General features: G+C 68.3%; 15 protein-coding genes, 1 tRNA gene and 1 riboswitch. Of the genes, 8 read left to right on the plus strand and 8 right to left on the minus strand.

Annotated elements, in window-relative coordinates:
- Positions 1-232 precede the first annotated feature (232 nt).
- The 3 genes from BLW41_RS07770 to BLW41_RS07780 all read left to right on the plus strand — a co-directional run bounded on the left by BLW41_RS07770 (position 233) and on the right by BLW41_RS07780 (position 5,928).
- A complete protein-coding gene (locus BLW41_RS07770; protein ID WP_143038657.1) occupies positions 233-904 on the plus strand; it encodes a hypothetical protein in 672 nt (223 codons plus the stop codon).
- 84 nt (positions 905-988) lie between these two features.
- Positions 989-3,490 carry a single-stranded-DNA-specific exonuclease RecJ gene (gene recJ / locus BLW41_RS07775; protein WP_093117922.1) on the plus strand — a complete coding sequence of 834 codons (2,502 nt, stop codon included), beginning with the start codon at positions 989-991 and terminating at the stop codon, positions 3,488-3,490.
- 11 nt (positions 3,491-3,501) lie between these two features.
- The gene (locus tag BLW41_RS07780; protein ID WP_218138335.1) at positions 3,502-5,928 is read left to right on the plus strand and encodes a RelA/SpoT family protein; all 2,427 of its coding nucleotides are present in this window, start codon (positions 3,502-3,504) and stop codon (positions 5,926-5,928) included.
- A gap of 47 nt (positions 5,929-5,975) precedes the next feature.
- Here BLW41_RS07780 and BLW41_RS07785 read toward each other — a convergent pair whose 3' ends face one another.
- Genes BLW41_RS07785 through BLW41_RS07810 form a run of 6 tightly spaced genes read right to left on the minus strand, consistent with a single transcriptional unit; the run spans position 5,976 to position 12,718 of the window.
- Positions 5,976-7,061 (minus strand): diacylglycerol/lipid kinase family protein, encoded by a 1,086-nt coding sequence (locus BLW41_RS07785; RefSeq protein WP_093117924.1) that lies wholly within the window; start codon positions 7,059-7,061, stop codon positions 5,976-5,978.
- Positions 7,058-8,092, minus strand: a complete 1,035-nt coding sequence (locus BLW41_RS07790; RefSeq protein ID WP_093117926.1) for an MBL fold metallo-hydrolase — start codon at positions 8,090-8,092, stop codon at positions 7,058-7,060. The genes BLW41_RS07785 and BLW41_RS07790 overlap by 4 nt, the downstream gene beginning before the upstream one ends.
- Positions 8,093-8,104: 12 nt before the next feature.
- Positions 8,105-9,694 (minus strand): MFS transporter, encoded by a 1,590-nt coding sequence (locus tag BLW41_RS07795; RefSeq protein WP_093117928.1) that lies wholly within the window; start codon positions 9,692-9,694, stop codon positions 8,105-8,107.
- 5 nt (positions 9,695-9,699) lie between these two features.
- Positions 9,700-11,103: a phosphomannomutase/phosphoglucomutase gene (locus BLW41_RS07800; protein ID WP_093117930.1), complete on the minus strand. Its 1,404-nt coding sequence runs from the start codon at positions 11,101-11,103 to the stop codon at positions 9,700-9,702.
- Between the two features lie 12 nt (positions 11,104-11,115).
- Positions 11,116-11,664 (minus strand): HIT family protein, encoded by a 549-nt coding sequence (locus tag BLW41_RS07805; protein ID WP_093117932.1) that lies wholly within the window; start codon positions 11,662-11,664, stop codon positions 11,116-11,118.
- Positions 11,665-11,698: 34 nt separating this feature from the next.
- Complete coding sequence (locus tag BLW41_RS07810; protein WP_093117934.1) at positions 11,699-12,718, minus strand: magnesium transporter CorA family protein; 1,020 nt, start codon at positions 12,716-12,718, stop codon at positions 11,699-11,701.
- 119 nt (positions 12,719-12,837) lie between these two features.
- A riboswitch (SAM riboswitch) is annotated at positions 12,838-12,953 on the plus strand.
- 75 nt (positions 12,954-13,028) lie between these two features.
- On the opposite strand from BLW41_RS07810, the gene thrC reads away from it, so the two are divergent.
- The 3 genes from thrC to BLW41_RS07825 all read left to right on the plus strand — a co-directional run bounded on the left by thrC (position 13,029) and on the right by BLW41_RS07825 (position 15,655).
- The gene (gene thrC, locus BLW41_RS07815; RefSeq protein ID WP_093117936.1) at positions 13,029-14,273 is read left to right on the plus strand and encodes a threonine synthase; all 1,245 of its coding nucleotides are present in this window, start codon (positions 13,029-13,031) and stop codon (positions 14,271-14,273) included.
- Between the two features lie 66 nt (positions 14,274-14,339).
- Positions 14,340-14,618, plus strand: coding sequence for a ubiquitin-like small modifier protein 1 (locus BLW41_RS07820; protein ID WP_093117938.1), 279 nt, complete (start codon positions 14,340-14,342; stop codon positions 14,616-14,618).
- Between the two features lie 5 nt (positions 14,619-14,623).
- On the plus strand, positions 14,624-15,655 hold the full coding sequence (locus BLW41_RS07825) for an NAD-dependent epimerase/dehydratase family protein (protein ID WP_093117940.1): 1,032 nt from the start codon (positions 14,624-14,626) through the stop codon (positions 15,653-15,655).
- 42 nt (positions 15,656-15,697) lie between these two features.
- Here the strand turns inward: BLW41_RS07825 and BLW41_RS10740 are convergent, their stop codons facing one another.
- Together BLW41_RS10740 and BLW41_RS07835 are read right to left on the minus strand one after the other, a co-directional pair.
- Positions 15,698-16,009 (minus strand): zinc finger domain-containing protein, encoded by a 312-nt coding sequence (locus BLW41_RS10740; protein ID WP_143038658.1) that lies wholly within the window; start codon positions 16,007-16,009, stop codon positions 15,698-15,700.
- Positions 16,010-16,147: 138 nt separating this feature from the next.
- Positions 16,148-16,220, minus strand: a tRNA-Arg gene (locus tag BLW41_RS07835).
- 112 nt (positions 16,221-16,332) lie between these two features.
- Between BLW41_RS07835 and rnz the strand changes: the two genes are divergently transcribed.
- Together rnz and pyrR are read left to right on the plus strand one after the other, a co-directional pair.
- Positions 16,333-17,325, plus strand: a complete 993-nt coding sequence (gene rnz / locus BLW41_RS07840; RefSeq protein WP_093117944.1) for a ribonuclease Z — start codon at positions 16,333-16,335, stop codon at positions 17,323-17,325.
- A 56-nt stretch (positions 17,326-17,381) separates the two neighbouring features.
- The gene (pyrR, locus tag BLW41_RS07845; RefSeq protein WP_281231762.1) at positions 17,382-17,939 is read left to right on the plus strand and encodes a bifunctional pyr operon transcriptional regulator/uracil phosphoribosyltransferase PyrR; all 558 of its coding nucleotides are present in this window, start codon (positions 17,382-17,384) and stop codon (positions 17,937-17,939) included.
- Positions 17,940-17,951 lie beyond the last annotated feature (12 nt).

Genomic DNA, 17,951 nt, shown 5'->3' on the forward strand with positions numbered 1-17,951 from the left:
CCCGCCGCGATCCGCTAGGCGTCGGCGTCGGCGTCGGCGATCGACTGGACCCTGCGGGTCCTCGAATGGGGTAAGCCGCCCGCTTGCGCGCGGCAGTTGCGACGCGTGCTTGCGAGGCGTGCTTGCGAAGTGCCTGCGAGGCGCGCCCGAAAGCAATCCCGATCCCCGAGACAGGCAATTGTTAGGCTGCCCTAACCACACAACGGTCGTCGTAGACGGAGGAGAAATGTCGATGAAGGCACTGGCAAGGCGTTCTTCGGTGCTGGCCGTCGCGCTGGCGGTTGCCGCGGGGGCTGCCGCTTGCGGCGGTGAGCGGCGGGGTGGTGTGACGGTCGAGGGCACTGGCACCGGCACTGCGGGGACGTCCGGAACCTCGACCACGGGTACCGGCACCACGCCCACGCGCACGAGCGGCGCCGCTGTTTTCGGCGTGCCCGCAGGGGTTGCCGCGGAGCAGCGGGCGCTCGCCGACGAAGTTCGTCATCACGGCGGCGTGGTGACGACGGGCGAGTGGAAGATCGCGTACATCGTCGAGGAGGCCGAGGGCTGGTGGGCACCCACCGGCGCCGGCTACCGCTGGCGCAAGCCCGCGGCCAATGAAACCAACCATCTCGAGATCGTCCCGATCGAGCGCGCGACCGGCCGCATCGTTCCCGACGCCAAGATCGCGGTCGACGTTTTGGACCGCGACGGGCGGGTCGTCGAACGGGTCCGTCCGCGCTTCTACTACGCGGAGTTCTTCCACTACGCGGACAACGTCGCGGTCGCACGGCGCGGCCGCTACACGTTGCGCGTGCGCATCGCGCCGCCGCCGTTTCGCCGTCATGGTGAGCCCGAGCAGCGGCCGGCTCTGGGTCGCGGCGCGGTCGTGACGATCCGAGGCGTCGAGCTCGGTCGCTCGTAGCGACCGCAGCCGCGCCGACGGTGCGAGGGGCGGCCACCCGCGGCCGCCCCTTTCCGTCTTGGCTAGAGGCGAGAATCGCCGCGCATGTACGCCCAAGGATGGGTTATTGAGCCGCTCGACGGCGCTGCGGTGCGTGAGCTGAGCCGCGCCCTCGGCGTGTCACCTCTGCTCGCAGCGATCCTCGTGCGACGCGGTTTCCGCGACCCGGTGCGCGCACGCGCGTTCTTGGAGCGCAGCGAGCGGCACGATCCCGAGTTGCTGCCGGGTGCGTGTGAGGCGGTTCGCGTGCTCGAGCGACACCTGCGCAGCGGCTCGCGGATCGTGGTTCACGGCGACTACGACGTCGACGGTGTCTGCGCCACGGCACTGGCAGTTCGCGCTCTGCGTGCGCTGGGGGCCGAACCGCACTGGTTCTTGCCGGCCAGAGAAGAGGGCTACGGACTCAGCTTGCGAACCGTCGAGCAGCTAGCTGCCCGCGGCTGCCAGCTGTTGCTCGCCGTCGACTGCGGCGTTACGGCTGCCGCGGAGATAAGACGGGCGCGCGAGCTGGGCATCGAAGTGATCGTCGTCGACCACCACCGGCCAGGCGAGCAATTACCGCCAGCGACGCTCGTTCATCCCGAGCTCGGACCGGCGCCGTACCCGACCACCAACCTCTGTGCGACCGCGACCGTCGCCAAGCTCTTCGAGCTGTGCGCACGCACGCTCGGGTCAGCGGCGGGCGAGGTCTTGGCGTTCGCACCGGAGCTGTGCGCACTTGCCACGGTTTGTGACGTCGTGCCGCTGGAGGGAGAGAACCGGCGGCTGGTCGCGGAGGGGCTGCGTGCCTTCGCCACCACCCGCTGCGTCGGCCTGCGGGCGCTGTGCGAGGTCGCCGGCACACATCCCAGCGCCGTCGGGGAGCGCGAACTGGCGTTCCGGCTAGGTCCGAGGCTGAACGCCGCTGGCCGCATCGATCGTCCCGACTGCGCACTCGAGCTGCTGCTGTGCGACGACGCGCGGCAAGCGGCGGCGCTGGCCGCCGAGCTGGATGCGCTCAATCGATGTCGTCAAGAGGAAGAGCTGCGAACGCTCTTCGCCGCCGAGTCGCAGTGCGCCGAGCAGGCGGCGCGCGCAGCGATGGTGGTGGCCGGCGAGGGGTGGCATCCCGGCGTCGTCGGTATCGTCGCCTCGCGGCTGGTCGAGCGCTGGCGAAGACCGTGCCTGGTGGTCGCGCTCGACGGAGATCGCGGACGTGGCTCGGGGCGGTCGATCCCCGCCTACGACCTGCACGCCGGCTTGGCTGCCTGCGCTAGCCATCTCGAGCGTTTCGGCGGTCATCGGCTGGCCGCCGGCATCGAGATCCGCCGCGAGCAGCTGCCGGCCTTTGCCGAAGCGTTGGCGCAGCACGCTGCGGCGGAGCTGTCGCCGCACGATCTACGGCTGCGTTGCCGCATCGACGCCGTCGTCTCGGGGCACGAGCTTGACCTCGAGCTGGCCACCGAGCTCGAGAAACTGCGCCCGTTCGGCGCTGGCAACCCTGCGCCGCTACTGCTTTTGAGGGCGGCGCGGGCGGAGCGCATACGCCCCCTGGGCGAGGGGGCTCGCCATGCGCGACTCACCTTGCGTGCTCCCGGCGGCCGGCTGGAAGCGGTCGCCTTCGGTGTGCGCCCGGCTTCGCTGCGGGCACTCGAAGCCTGCGAACACGAGGTCGCCGTGCGGCTCGAGCGCAACGAGCACAACGGCTGGCTGGAGGCGCGGGCGGTAGTCGCGGCTGTGCGCGCAGCTGATCGTACGCCGCCGCCGCGGTCGACCGACGCGCTGCAAGCCGCTGACTTGGCGGTGCCACGGCCCGACCGCCGAGCGCCCGCCAACTTAGCTGGCCGTCGCCGGCTCGTCGATCTCCGAGGCCTCGACAGCCGTTGGCTGATCGGCGAACTCGCCTGGCGCGACTGCGCACTGGTCGTCGCCGACGCTGATCGCCGACGCGAGCGGCTGGTGGCGCTCGGCGTTTCGCGCGAATCCTGTGGAGCGCTGCTCGACTGGGAGGATCTGTGTGCGGACCGCGAGCTGGCTGGGCCCTTTGCTCGCCTCGTCGCGCTCGATCCGCCGCCGCTGCCGGAGGCGATCGCGTCGGACGCTGCGTTGGCGGAGCTCGCGGCTGGTCTGCCGGGCAGCGCAGGCGAGTTGATCGCTTGTTGGGGCGAGCCGGAGCTGCGCTTCGCGCTCGATGCTTGGCGCTGGCGGCTCGACCTACGTTCGCATTTGCGGGAGCTGTGGCGAGAGCTGCGCGCGGCTGGCGGAACGCTCGCCGGTGAGGAACTGCGGCGCGCGCTGAGAGGCCGCTACCGCCACGCGCGACCGCCAGCGCTGCGCCGGGCGCTCGCGCAGACGCTCGCCGAGCTTGGACTGGCCGAGGTCGCGTGGGGGCAAGATGGCGCCGTTACGCAGTTGAAACTGCGCAAGCCGCCCGAGCGGACGGTCGAGCTCGAGAAATCGCCGACTTTTGCCCAGCGGCTCCGACTGCTAGAGGCGCTCGAAAGGGTGGTGGTGCGCGCGATCGACGCCGCGAAGCCTCCAGAAGCGGCCCTCAGCGGCCGACTCTAGACTCGATCGCAGTGAGCAACGAGGCCGTCAAAGGAGCCGGCACGTCGGGGGCCGGCGCGACCGAACAACTCGAACGCGGCACGGCGTCGGCGGACGCTGCGCGTAGCGACGCGCCAGCGCGGGCGGCTGAGCGCGCCAGTGATCGTGCCGAAGGCGCCGGCGGCGGGTTCGAACGCACACCGGTCGACGCGGCTCCCTCCCCGCACGCACCTGCCGGTCCTGCCGATCGACTCACGCCAGAGCAGCGGCGGATGCTCGGCGACCTGCTGGCGGTGGTGGCGGAACACGCCGACGAGGCGGCGCAGCCGGTCGACCAGGAGATGGTCGAGCGCGCTTTCGTGTTCGCCTGCCAACGCCACGCCGGGCAGCGGCGGGCGTCGGGCGAGGACTTCATCGTTCACCCGGTCGGCGTAGCCAAGATCTGTGCGGGCATGCGTCTCGACACCGAGACGCTGTGCGCAGCGTTGCTCCACGACACCGTCGAGGACACGAGCGCGTCGCTCGAGGAGATCGAGGCTCTGTTCGGCCAGGAGGTGGCGACGCTCGTCGACGGCGTGACCAAGCTCTCCGGCGTCACTTTCCAGAGCCGCGACGAGCGCCAAGCTGAGAACTACCGCAAGATGATGGTGGCGATGGCCGCCGACCTGCGGGTCGTGTTGATAAAGCTTGCGGACCGTCTCCACAATATGCGGACGATCTCCTCGCTGCCGCGACACAAGCAGCAGGAGAAGGCGCGCGAAACGCTCGACATATTCGCGCCGCTTGCCCATCGACTGGGTATCCACGCGATCAAGTGGGAACTCGAGGATCTCGCGTTCCAAACACTTCACCCACGTAAGTACAACGAGATCAAGGAGCTCGTCAGCCAGCAGCGCGCCGAGCGAGAAGCTTACGTAGCACGCGCCGGCGAGATCCTCAAACGCGAGCTCGCGGCGGTTGGTATCCCTGCGGAAATATCAGGTCGTGCAAAGCATTTCTACTCAATTTACTTGAAGATGACACGTAAGGGCCGTGAGTTCAATGAAATTTATGACCTCACGGCGATGCGTGTATTGGTCGACTCGGTAAAAGATTGTTACGGTGCGATCGGTGTTATCCACTCGCTGTGGAAGCCCATGCCCGGACGGTTCAAGGACTTTGTAGCGATGCCCAAGTTCAACATGTACCAGTCTCTCCATACCACGGTAATTGGTCCTGAGGGTAAGCCGCTTGAGATCCAGGTACGTACCCATGAGATGCACCGGACGGCCGAGTTCGGTGTCGCCGCCCACTGGCTTTACAAGGAAGAGGGTGGCAAGGCGCCCGAGGACAAGATGGATTGGCTGCGCCAACTGCTCGATTGGCAGCAGGACCTGTCCGATCCCCGCGAATTCACGGAGACGCTCAAGCGCGACCTGTTCGAAGACGAAGTCTTCGTGTTCACGCCGAAGGGCGAGGTCAAGTCGCTGCCGGCGGGCTCGACCCCGCTCGACTTCGCGTACGCGGTGCATACCGACGTCGGTCACCGCTGCGTCGGGGCGAAGGTCAACGGCAAGGTGGTTCCGCTCCACTATCGCCTGCGCTCCGGCGACATCTGCGAGATCCTGACGTCGAAGAAAGAGCGCGGCCCCTCGCGCGACTGGCTGTCCCTGGTCAAGTCGACGCGCGCGCAGTCGAAGATCCGCGCCTGGTTCAAGCGCGAGCACCGCGAGGACGCGGAGCGGCACGGCCGGGAGTTGCTGCAAGAGCAACTGCGGCGCCACAGTCTGCCGCCGCAGAAGATGGTGGGCTCGTCGCTGCTCGCCGACGTGATCCGCGAGATGGGTTTCCGCAAAGCCGATGACTTCTACGTCGCGCTCGGCGAGGAGAAGATCTCGCCGCGCGTCGTCGTCAACAAGGTGATGCAGCGCCTCAAGCGGGGCGAGGCGGTGGCCGAGCCCGAGGGCGCGTCGGCGGAGCTACTGTCGCGCCGCGAGAAGCGCCCGAAGCGCACTGCCGCCGCGTCCGCCTACGGGATACGCGTCGAAGGGATCGACGACGTGCCAGTGCGGATCGCCAAGTGCTGCCGGCCGGTGCCCGGCGATCCGATCTGCGGCTACATCTCGCTCGGACGCGGGATCACCGTGCATCACGAACACTGCCTCAACGCTCGTGCGCTGCGGCGCAACTCGGCCGAGCGTTTCACGCCCGTCAGCTGGGACGGTGACGCGGAGACCTCGTTCCGGGCGGAAATCGAGATCGCGGCTTGGGATCGGACGGGTCTCCTCGAGGACCTCTCGAGGACGTTTTCGGAGTCCGGTCTCAACATCGTCGAAGCGCGTTGCACGGTCAATCACCCGATGGTGAAGAACCGCTTCGTCGTCGAGTGCGGTGACACCAGGGTCCTGAAGGCGGTGATCCAAAAGCTCCGCAACGTCGAGTCGGTGTTCGACGCCTACCGCGTGACGCCGAGTCGCTGAGCCCGCCGGAGCTCGCGTTTACCCGCCCACCGCCGCGACCGGGCAACTCAGGCGACGCAAACCAGTGCGCGTGGTGCGCTGCGCAGCTCGATGCGCGGACGCTCGCCGAGGTAGTCCCCGTCGACATGCAGCGGCAGCGGTCGACCGTCGAGCGTCTCGACCGCAGCGTACGGTGTCGATCCGAGATCGCAGATGCGCCGGTGGTTTGCGACCACGCGGGCACGACCGCTCAAGAGACGCGCGATCAGGCTGGGGACCTCGACAGGTGCGACGCGCTGGAGGGCGGTGAGTGCGAGCTCGCCCGAGTCCAGCGCCGCCTGTTGGCAGACGCGAATCGGCCGTTGCGCAAAGAACGTGTAAGGATCCGAGTTCTGGGCGACGCAAGTGATCGCCTCGACGCTTCGTCCGTCAGGCAGCGTTACCCGCATCTGCGGTGGCTGGCCGAAGAGGTAACGCCGGTTGAAGATCGCGAAGGCGCACCAGGCGTAGTACCAGGGGCCGAAGCGCGCCTTCAAGCGCGGGTGCGCGTCGACGCGCGCGGTCACCTCCGCGTCCAGCCCGATGCCGGCGGCGAAGAGGAAATGCCGGTCGTCGACCACCCCGAGGTCGACGCGTCGCTTCGGCAACTGATCGGCGAGCCGCAGCAGGTGTTCGGTCGCGTCGACGACGTCGGCCGGTATCCCCAGTGTGCGGCAGAAGATGTTGGCCGAGCCGCCGGGAAGGGTCGTCAGTGGCGTATCGCTGCCTACCAGTCCGTTGGCCGCTTCGTTGACCGTGCCGTCGCCGCCGAACGCGCAGACCACGTCGTAGCCCTCGCGTGCCGCCTCGCGGCACAGCTGGGTGGCATGGCCGCGCGCCTCGGTGTCGACCGCGTCCACCTCGTAGCGCGACCGCAACGCGTAAACGACGAGATTGCGAAGACGGTCGGAGACAGTGGTCGCGTAGGGGTTGACGATCACCAGCATCCGGTGCTTGCGAGCTGTGCTACCGAGCAGGGAAGCGGCGAGCGCCTCGGCGCGACGCTCGACCGGCTCCGGCGCGCTCTGCTCGCGACCGGGGGCCGATGGTCGCTGCTCGCCGCGGGCAGCCGCCTCCGCGCGCTGCGCCACTCCTGCGTCTCGCCGTTCGCTCATCCGTCGACTGCCTCGAACACCACCACTCCGTCGTTTTCGCGCTCCCGTACGCGGCCGTCGACGAGCAGCATGTCGACGTGGCCGAGGACTTCCGACAATGTCAAGTACGCCTGCGTCACAGCCACGTTTCCCCACAGCTCCTGGGCAATCTCGTAGGCGCTTCGCGGGCGTTCGGCGATCAGTCGGTAGATCTTCTCGGCGCGCCGCCGGTGCAGCGCGAAACGCTCGTCGATCAGCGCCCGATGGTCGACGATCGGTTCGCCGTGTCCGGGTAGACACAGATCGAGATCCATGGCGCGGGTCCGGCGCAGCGAATCGAGGTAGCGAAGCAAAACGCGATCGCGACGGTCGGGATCGTCAGGGTGCCGTGTCAGCAGCGGGTTCGAAGAGATGTGCGCGAGCAAGTGATCGCCGACGATCGCGATCCGCCGAGCGTTGTCCACGAACAACGTGTCAGAGGGGGAGTGGCCGGGGCGGTGGTGGACCTCGAGCCGGCGTTCCCGCAGCTCGATCGTGTCGCCGTCGCGCAGGCGGCGGTGGACCGGCCCACTCGCTCCCCAGCCGCGGAACGACCGCGAGACCGCCTGCAAGGCGGTGGCGACGTCGACGGGTATGCCGTAGCGGAGCATCATGCGACAGGCGAACTCCTCCTCCGCCTGCGCCTCCGCGCGGTAGTTCTCGATGAACGGAGCCGCCCGCTCGTGGGCGGCGACCTGGGCTCCCGAGCGTTCGGCCACGATCCGTACGAGACCCGTGTGGTCGATGTGCTGATGCGTAACAAGCACGAGCTCGATCTCCTCGACCCGGCGGCCGAGGGCCTGCAGCTGGCGCTCGAGTTCGGTCAGCGAGGTGCCGGAGTTCGGTCCGGTGTCGACCAGCGTCAGCGGCTCGTCCTCGATCAGCAAGATGTTGACGCGTCCGACGGCGAAGGGCGTGGGGATCGATAGGCGATGGATGCCGGCGCGAGCAGCCTCAGCCCAGCCCTCGGCCGAGCCGTAGGTCGCGGTAGTGGTCTCGGATCCTTCTTCCATGTGCGCGGGAAGCTACTGCGCGACCGCGGAATGGGGCTCCCCGGCTGCAACCAGGTGGCGCTCGACCGGCTCTGCGCTCGTCAACTCGCGCACGCGCTCGTAGAAGCGCAGGTCGGCGACGGTCAAACGGCGCCGCAGCTGCAGGTGCTCCTCCCACGACGGCAGCAGGAAAACTTCGAGGTAGCGCTCCGGGTCGGCGAGGTCGCGGAAGAGACCCCAGCGACGTGCACCGGCCCGCCGGCGCGATCGCTCGACCGCGCGCATGGCTTGCTCGAAGGCGCTTTGCGCGTCGTGAGGAACCCGGTACTCCACGCTCACTAGCACCGGGCCTGCTCCCGGCGCGGGCTCGATCGCCAGCTGCGGCTCGCTCCAGCTGGCTGCGGGAGTGAGGTCGAGGTCCTCACCGCCGCGTACCGGCCAGCGCAGCCCGGCAAGCGCGTTGGCCACGAGCCCCGCAGCCGCCAACAGGAGCGGCAAACGCACGTCCTGCGCGTCCGCGAGCGCCCCCCAAAGCGCTGCACCGGCCGCCTGTCCGCCTTGCAACGTGAGCAGGAAGACGGCCAGACCACGGGCTCGCACCCACGCCGGCAAGATCGTTTGTGCGCAGGCGTTCAAGGAAGATACGGCGGCGATCCAGGCGCTGCCGGCGACGATCAGCGCGGGACTCGCCAGCGCCGCTGAAGGTGCCAGGGCGAGCACCAGCAAGCTCGCGGCGAGCAGTGCGCCGCCGCCGATCACCAGCCCGTTCGGCCCGACGCTCGACCGCAAGCGCGGAATCGCCGCCACGCCTGCCACCGCGCCGAGCCCGACGGCTCCGAGCAGCACTCCGTAGCCGCCTGATTGCAGGCCGAAGCGATCGGCGGCAACTACCGGCAGCAGCGACCACACCGCGCTGGCGCAAAAAGCGAACGGCAGTGTGCTGCGCAGCACGCGCCGCAGGCGCGGCGACGAGCGCGCGAAGCGCAATCCTGCGAGCAGCGCGCCACGCACCGCTTCGCCCGATGTCGGCTGCGGCTTGCGCCGCCAACTCGAAGCTGCTACCAGCACGGCCAAGAACGAAACCGCATTGGCTGCGAACACCCAGGCGGGACCGGCGGTGGCGACGATCAGTCCGCCGAGTGCTGGGCCTACCGCTCGTGCCGCGTTGACCGAGGCGGAGTTCAGGGCCACCGCCTGAGCCACCAGCTCGCGGGGCACCAGCTCTTGCTGGACTGCCTGCCAAGCCGGTCGGCGGAGCGCGTCGGCGAGACCGACCGTGAACGTCAGGAGCAGCAGCGACAGCGGGGTGATGCTCCCCGCAAACGTCGATATCGCCAGCGCCAGGGCGGCGGCGAAGGCGACTGCTTGGCTTGCGATGAGGACGCGGCGGCGGTCGACGAGATCACCCAAAACGCCCGCCGGCAGCGCGAGCACCACCACCGGCAAGCTCACCGCCGTCTGGACGAGCGCTACCAGCAGCGCCGATCCCCCGAGTTCGAGCATCAGCCACTGCGCGCCCACCAGCTGCATCCAGGTGCCGACGTGCGAGGTGAGCTGGCCGGCCCACAGGCGTCGCCAGGTCGGGTAGCGGAGCGGCGCCCAGCCCGAGGCGAGCGCCCGCATCGCGATCAGGAGCGGATGAGCGCGAGCACCTCGTCGCGCTTCGCTGCCATGTGCTCCGGCGAAACCAGGGACTCGAGGTTCAGGCGGAGCAACGGCTCGGTGTTCGATGGGCGCACGTTGAAGTGCCAGTCCGGGTAGTCGACCGAGATCCCGTCAAGCCAGGAGATCTCCGCGTCGGCGTAGCGCTCCGCGATCTCCTGCATCTTCGCTTGGGGGTCAGCGACACGCGAGTTGATCTCGCCCGAGATGAAGTAGCGGGAACGCAGCGGCTCGAGCAGCTCGCTCAGCGGCTTGCCGCGCTTGGAGACCAGCTCGAGGACAAGCAGTGCGGGAATCGACCCCGAGTCGCAGCAGTAAAAGTCGCGGAAGTAGTAGTGACCAGAGACCTCGCCACCGAACACCGCACCGGTCTCGCGCATCCGCGCCTTGAAGAAGGCGTGACCGACCCGGTTGACGAGCGCACGGCCGCCAGCGCGCTCGACCGTATCGCGCACCGCGCGACTTGCGCGCACGTCGTAAAGGATCGTCGCCCCGGGCTCTTTTTCGAGGATTGCCTCCGCCAGCAGCGCGGTCAGGAAATCACCGTCGACGAAGCGGCCGGTGTCGTCGATGAAGAAACAACGGTCGGCGTCGCCATCCCAGGCGATCCCGAGGTCCGCGCGTTCCGCGAGCACGCGCCGGATTACCAGCTCTCGATTCTCGGGTAGTAGGGGGTTCGGCTCGTGCTCCGGGAACCGTCCGTCGGGCTCCCACGCGATCGGTACCAAGGTCAGCGGTAGCTCCGCCAGCAGGGGCCCAACGCCGATCTTCGCAACTCCGTTGCCGCCGTCGACGACGAGTTTCATCGCACGCACCGCCGCCGGGTCGATGAACGACCGCACACGTGCCCGGTACTCGTCGAGCAGATCTACTCGCTCAACCCGCCCGCTCGGCTGCGAGGCCGGGCTGCCGTCAGCGATCCCCATCTCGGCGGGCGGACGCTCGACGAGCGCGCGGAGCTCTGCGATGCCGGAGTCGCCCGACAGCGCCAGCGCTCCCCGGCGCACGAGTTTCGCGCCCGTCCACTCGGGTGGGTTGTGGGACGCGGTGCAGGCGAGGCCGCCGTCGAGTCCGCGCGCGCCGACCGCGTAGTAGAGAACCTCGGTTGGCGTCGTCCCGAGGTCGAGCACGCTGGCGCCGGTGGCGGCCATCCCAGCTGCGTAGCGCTTGGCAAGGGCGGGCGATGAGAGGCGCACGTCGCGGCACAAGGCGAGCCGCAGCTTCTGCGTCTCGACGCCTTCGAGCCGCGACACAACCTGCGCGAAGGCCCGTCCGATCCGCTCGGCCAGGTCCTCGTCGATTTGATCGGGGTAGATCCCCCGAACGTCGTAGGCCTTGAAGATCGAGCTGTCGACCGCGGCGCCCGCCACGGTCCGGAGACTCTAATCGCTCGCCGGCGCGCTTTCCGCGCGGCTCGTCTCGCGCTGTGCGCCGGAGCCCGCCTCTTCCCTCGGCCAAGCTGCCGCGAGCTCCGCGTAGGCGGCTTCGAGCGACTGGTTGATCACGCGCGTGTCCGCGATCACGGGCATGAAGTTGTTGTCGCCTTCCCACCGTGGGACCACGTGCAGGTGGAGGTGATCCCCGAAGCCCGCACCGGCCACTTTGCCCAGGTTCAAGCCGACGTTGAAGCCATCCGGGCGAAACGCGACCTTGAGGGCCCGAATCGCTCGCTGCGTCAACTGCACGAGCTCCAGCGCCTCGTCGTCGTGGAGGCGCTCGAAGTCACCGATGTGACGGTAGGGGGCGACCATCAGATGACCCGGTGCGTAGGGGTAGGCGTTGAGCAGTACGAAGCAGTGATCTCCCCTCTGCAACAGGTAATTGGCGCGGTCGTCAGCGGACGCTGGCTTCGTGCAGAAGATGCACTCCCCGGCCTTCGGGCCGCGGATATAGGCGATGCGCCAGGGCGCCCAGAGCGGTCGGTCGTTCATCTGCGCGGAGCGGGTGTTCGCGGCTGCAACGCGATCACAGCCAGCGCCGGTGTTTGAAGTAGGCGAGCATGCCAGCCAGCATCACGACCATCGAGCCGATGATGATCCAGAAGCTCGTCGATGCTCCTTGGGCAGGGTCACCGCCGCCTGGAAGCCCGACGTTCATGCCGAAGATGCTGGCGACGAGCGTCAGCGGCAGAACGATCACGCTGATCGCAGTGAGCACCAGCAGGATGTCGTTCACGCGGTGCGAGATGACCGATTCGTTGGTCGATTCGAGCGCTTCGATCACTTCCTTGTAGTTTTCGAGCACGTCCCAAATACGTTCCGAGGCGTCGACAATGTCGTCGAAGTAGATTTCGAGGTCGCCTGTCAAGAAGCGATGCTTGGTGCGTTCCAGGTCGTTGAGCACAGCACGCTGAGGTCGGATTATCTTGCGGAAGTTGATGATCTCTTGTTTGGCATTCGAAATGTCGCGAACGATCTCTTGAGAGCGGCCTTCGAAGATGTCCTCTTCAATGCGCTCGAGCTTGTTACCCATCTTGCGCAGCATCGGGAAGCAGTAGTCGATGGCATCGTCAACGATTCGATAGAGCAGGTACCCAGGACCCTTCGACAACAGATTGGCTCGGAACTCCGCGTTCGTGCTGCATCGCTCGAAGAGGTAGGAGACCGGCGGTATCGGCTGCTTGGGTAGCGTGATGACGTAGTCGGGTCCCACGAAGATGTCGAGCTCGGCTGCGTTGAGACGACCGACGGTCTTGTCGAAGACTGGGAAGTGCAGGACGATGAACAAGTAGTCCGGGTACTCGTCGATCTTCGGCCGCTGGTTGCGCGACGCGATGTCTTCGTAATCGAGCGGATGGAACGAGAAGTGTTCCTGGAGCCAAGCGCGCTCGAGCGGGCCCGGGCGTTCGATGTTGATCCAACGCAGGCCCCCGTGCGAGACCTGCTGGATGTTCGGCTCCGCCTTAGCGGCAGCGCTTGGGGTCGCGCCGGCGGCGAGTCTCGCGCGGCGCGCGCGGCGCATACGTGGTCTCGGCACGCTCGGCATCGCGGCGACTCAGTGGCTCCTCGGGCGCGACCATGACTGGGCGATTGTAGAGCGCCGTGGTGCGTGCCCGGCGCTGCCACTCCCTCCAGCCGCTATGCTTTCGCGCTCACATAGCGCCGCTCACATCGAGAGGGGTGGAGGGACTTGGCCCTGTGAAGCCCCGGCAACCATCCCGGACCGCCGCGTTCGGGAACGGTGCCAATTCCAAGCGGGCCGTGAGCCCGGGAGATGTGACGAAGTGCTTCGGGCGAAGCCCTCGTCACAAGAGCAGGCAGCGGCGAGGGATCTTCGGTTCGACAAGGGGGTCGTGATGGCCGTCGAGGCGCTGCGGTGCAAGGAGTGTGGAGAGAGGTATCGGCTCGATGCGCGCTACGTCTGCGAGCGCTGCTTCGGGCCACTCGAGGTCCAATACGACTTGCGTGCTCTTGACGCCGAGGCGGTGCGGCAACGGATCGCTGCCGGTCCCCCTTCGATCTGGCGCTACGTCGACCTCTTGCCGTTCGCAGAGCCCCCGGAAAGCCCGCTGCCGGTAGGCATGACACCGCTGGTGCGCGCCGACCGGCTGGCCGAGCGACTCGGACTGGGGGAGGTCTGGGTCAAGAACGACGCGGCCAATCCCACCCACTCTTTCAAGGATCGAGTGGTGGCGGTGGCAATCGCGAAGGCTCGTGAGCTCGGTTACGACGTCGTCGCTTGCGCCTCCACTGGAAACCTCGCGCAGGCGGTCGCCGCGCACGCAGCCGCCGCCGGACTCGAGGCTTACGTCTTCATTCCCGCCGACCTCGAGCGGGAGAAAGTGCTCGCGGCCGGGATCTACGGAGCGAAGATCGTCGCCGTCGAAGGCACCTACGACGACGTCAACCGCCTCTGCACCGAGCTTTCGGCGGAGCGCGATTGGGCGTTCGTGAACGTCAACGTGCGGCCGTACTACGCCGAAGGTTCGAAGACGCTCGGCTACGAAATCGCGGAGCAGCTCGGCTTCGAACTACCCGACCGGGTTGTCTGTCCGATCGCCTCCGGCTCGATGTTCACCAAGATCGCCCGTGCCTTCGACGAGCTCGTCGAGCTTGGTCTGGTTGCACCGCGCGGCGAGCGCGGCCCGATCTTCTGTGGTGCCCAAGCCGCAGGGTGCGCTCCCGTCGCCCAGGCCTTCGCTAACGGCTGGGAGGTCTGCAAGCCGGTGAAACCGAACACGATCGCCAAGTCGCTGGCGATCGGCAACCCCGCAGACGGGCCTTACGCGCTGGAGCTCGCGCGACGCACGGGGGGCACGATCGAGGCCGTGAGCGACGAAGAGATCGTCGAGGGCATCGCGCTGCTCGCCGAGACCACCGGCATCTTCCCGGAGACGGCCGGTGGCGTGACCGTCGCCGTGCTCCGCAAGCTCGCCGAGCGGGGAGCGATCGCTCGCGACGAGCGGGTCGTGGTGCTCAACACCGGCGAAGGGCTGAAGACCCTCGATGCCGCCGAGGCAGCGGTGACGGTTACCCGGATCGAACCGCGCTTGGAGGCGTTCGAGCGCGCGTTCGGACTGGCCGAGGCGCTTACCCGCTGACACCGACGCCCGCCGTTGCCGGCGCGCGACATCGGGGCCGCGCACAAGGCTAGAGTTCTCGCCGCGATGGGCGTGACGGTGAAGATTCCGACGCAGCTCCGTTCGGTAACCGGCGGTGAAGCGGAGGCCGTGGTCGAGGGAGCGGGAACGGTAGGCGAGGTCCTCGATCGTCTCTACGAGCGTTACGAGGGGCTCAAGGAGCGCATCTCCGACGACGGCGACCTGCGCCGTTTCGTGAACGTCTACGTCGGCGGCGAGGACATCCGCTTCCTCGATGGACTCGACACACCCGTCGAGGACGGCGACGAGGTGACGATCCTGCCGGCCGTCGCGGGCGGTCGCTGAGCACCGTGCCGGCGCCGTCGCGCGCCTTCCCTGGCAGCGCCTCGCCGTTCGCCGGGGCGACCGCGTTCGTAACCGGCGGCCAGGGGTTCGTCGGGGCCCACCTCTGCGAGCGCCTGTTGGCGGAGGGCGCACGGGTGGTCGTTCCGCGCCGTGACGTTCACCCCGACAGTCGCTTCCGTCGTGAAGGTGTCGAGGCGCGTTGCGACCTCGTCGACTGCGACCTCGCCGACTTCGCGAGCTTGCAGCGGGTGCTGGCGGAGGAGGGTGTCGAGCTGGTCTTCCACTTGGCTGCGCAGACGATCGTCGGCACCGCCAACCGGGCGCCGCTTTCGACCTTCGAGTCGAACGTGCGGGGCACGTGGCTTCTGCTCGAGGCTTGTCGTTCGGTGAGCGACCAGCTGCGCGGGGTAGTCGTGGCTTCCTCCGACAAGGCCTACGGCCAGGCCGAGCAGCTGCCCTACACGGAAGACACGCCGCTTCAGCCGCGCTACCCGTACGACGTCTCGAAAGCATGCGCCGATCTCATCGCGCGCTCTTACGCCGCCACCTTCGGACTGCCGGTCGCGGTCCTGCGCCTGGCCAACATCTACGGCCCCGGCGACCTCAATTGGTCGCGGATCGTTCCCGAGACCTGTCGCGCGCTGGCCGAGGGCCGGCGGCCGGTGCTGCGCTCGGATGGTTCACCGCGGCGCGACTTCTTGCACGTGGCCGACGCGGTCGAGGCGTACCTGGCGGTCGCCCGCTCGCTCACCGTTCCGGGATTAGCCGGACGCGCCTGGAACGCCGGCTCCGGGCGGCCGCTTGCCGTCATCGAGTTGGTCGAGCGGCTGATCGAGCTAGCTGGTAACTCAATTGCCCCCGAGGTACGCGGTGCCGGCACGCCGCGCGGCGAGATCGACGAGCAGTGGCTCGACTCGCGGGCGATCGCCAGCGAGCTCGGCTGGCGACCGCAAGTGGAGCTCGACGCCGGTCTCGCCAGCACCTACCAGTGGTACCGGGCGTTCCTCGCGGAGAAAGCCACCGCCGCCTCCGCCTAATTCGGCCAGCGGCTTCTGTCGTTCGGCCCGCCGACCAGCTGCCTATTCACACGACTGGAGCCGGTTTTCTGGAAGCTCGCGGGAAGCCGCCGCCCCCCGCATCAGCCGTGCGAGATGCGGTTCAGTTAGGGATGCTGGGACGCACGGCGTGCCCGCGCGCATGCCGCAGGTCGGACACTCGACGGCGAGCGCACGGGTGAACACCCTTTGGTCGACGCTGGCGCGCGCCTCGCGTCGCACCGAGCTGGTGGCGGAGCCGTCGTCGCGCCACTCTGGCGAGAGGATCTGGCGGCTTGCGGCTCGGTCGCGGGCAGCGACGGCGAGCCGCGGCGTCTGTGCGATCGCTTTTCTCATCGTGCCCCCGGAGCAGCGCACGGCGAACGCCGACCAACGCGCTCCAACAAGGGAAACGTTGGCCGGCGACAAAACTTGCGCACAAGCGCGCGCGAGATCGCCTAGCTCCGGAAAGTCGCGATCGCCTGGCGGGAGAGGCGCGCCCGACAGGATTCGAACCTGTGACCTCTGGCTCCGGAGGCCAGCGCTCTATCCACTGAGCTACGGGCGCTCTACGCTCAGCTCAGTCTAATTGCGTGCGTACCCGCGTCCGCGCTGACTCCGTTGACCATCGCTCGGGCTCCTCAAGGCATCACGGCAGGGCAACCGCGAAGATTTGAGCGGTGGACCTCGAGCTCACTTTCTTGGGCACCGCCGGCTCGGCGCCGACCGCGCGGCGCGGTCTCCCCGCCTTTTTAGTGCGACGTGGTGGCTACCGATTGCTGATCGATTGCGGTGAGGGCACGCAGCGGCAACTGATTCGCTCGGAGGGGCTCGTCGAGCTCCCCGAGGTGTTGATCACGCACCTGCACGCCGACCACGTCTTGGGCTTGCCGGGGCTTCTCAAGACCTGGTCATTGATGGACCGCCAGACTCCGCTGGTGGTACGCGGTCCGCGCGGACTACGCGAGCTAATGCGCGCGTTCGGGCGCGTGGTGGGGCTCACGCGGCTGGGCTACGAGCTCGAGATAGAGGAGCTCGACGCACCGGTCGAGTTGCCGCGCGACGGTTGGCGGGTCGGTGCCTTCCCGGTCGAGCACGGGGTGCCGGCGCTCGGCTACGCGATCGTCGAGGACGACCGGCCGGGCCGCTTCGACCCCGAGCGGGCGCGGGCCTTGGGTGTCCAGCCGGGCCCCGATTTTGGGCGCTTGCAGCGTGGCGAGCCGGTTTGCGGATCGACTGGAGAGGTGCGTCCGGAGCAGGTGATGGGACCGCCACGGCCCGGCCGCAAGCTCGTCTTCAGCGGCGATACCCGTCCCTGCGAATTCCTGCGCGCGGCGGCGTGGCGCTGCGACGTCCTGGTGCACGAAGCAACCTTTGTCCACGAGGACGCCCAGCGCGCAGCGGAGACCGGCCACGCGACTGCGCGCGAGGCCGCCGAGCTGGCAGCTGCCTGCGAGGTGCGGATGCTCGCGCTGACCCATCTTTCGCCCCGCTATCCGCCACGTGTGCTGGAGGAGGAGGCGCGCGCGCTGTTCCCGAGCACGGTCGTTCCGCGTGACCTCGACCGGCTGGTGGTGCCGTTTCCCGAGCGCGGCCGGCCGACGCTGGTGGGGCGCCGCGAGGAGCCGGGTTCGCGCGACGACGAGACGGTCGAGCTCGTCCAGGGCGCCTGATACCTTTCGGGCGCATCCTTTAACCGCGTCCAGCGAGGCCGGAAGGAGCGAAAGAGATCAGCGAGCGCGAAAAAGTCGTCCTCGACAGCGAGGACGTGCGGCGGATGCTCGTGCGCATCGCGCACGAGATCGTCGAACGTAACGGCGGCGACGCCGTCGCCATCGTCGGTATTCACCCGCGCGGCGTCATCCTCGCTCAACGTCTGCGCTCGAAAGTCGCGGAGCTTGTCGGCGAACCGGTGCCTCTCGGGGAGATCGACATCTCCTTCTACCGCGACGACCTGACCCTGCGCGGCCCCGAACACCAGCCGACGGTGCGAGACACGCGCATCGAGTTCCCGGTCGACCGCTACACGACGGTGCTGGTCGACGACGTCCTCTATACGGGCCGCACCGTCAGGGCGGCGATCGAGGCCTTGTTCGACTACGGGCGTCCGCGCCGCGTGCAGCTTGCAGTGGTCTGCGATCGGGGCCATCGCGAGCTGCCGATTCGACCGGACTTCGTCGGCAAGAACCTGCCCACCTCGCGCCGGGAGCGCGTAAACGTGCGGCTCGCCGAGCTCGACGGAATCGACGAGGTGACGATCGCCGAGTTGGCGGAGGTCGGCTCGTGAGGGGAGGGGAGT

The organism is Thermoleophilum album (assembly GCF_900108055.1).
In the GTDB taxonomy this organism is placed as follows: Bacteria; Actinomycetota; Thermoleophilia; order Solirubrobacterales; family Thermoleophilaceae; genus Thermoleophilum; species Thermoleophilum album.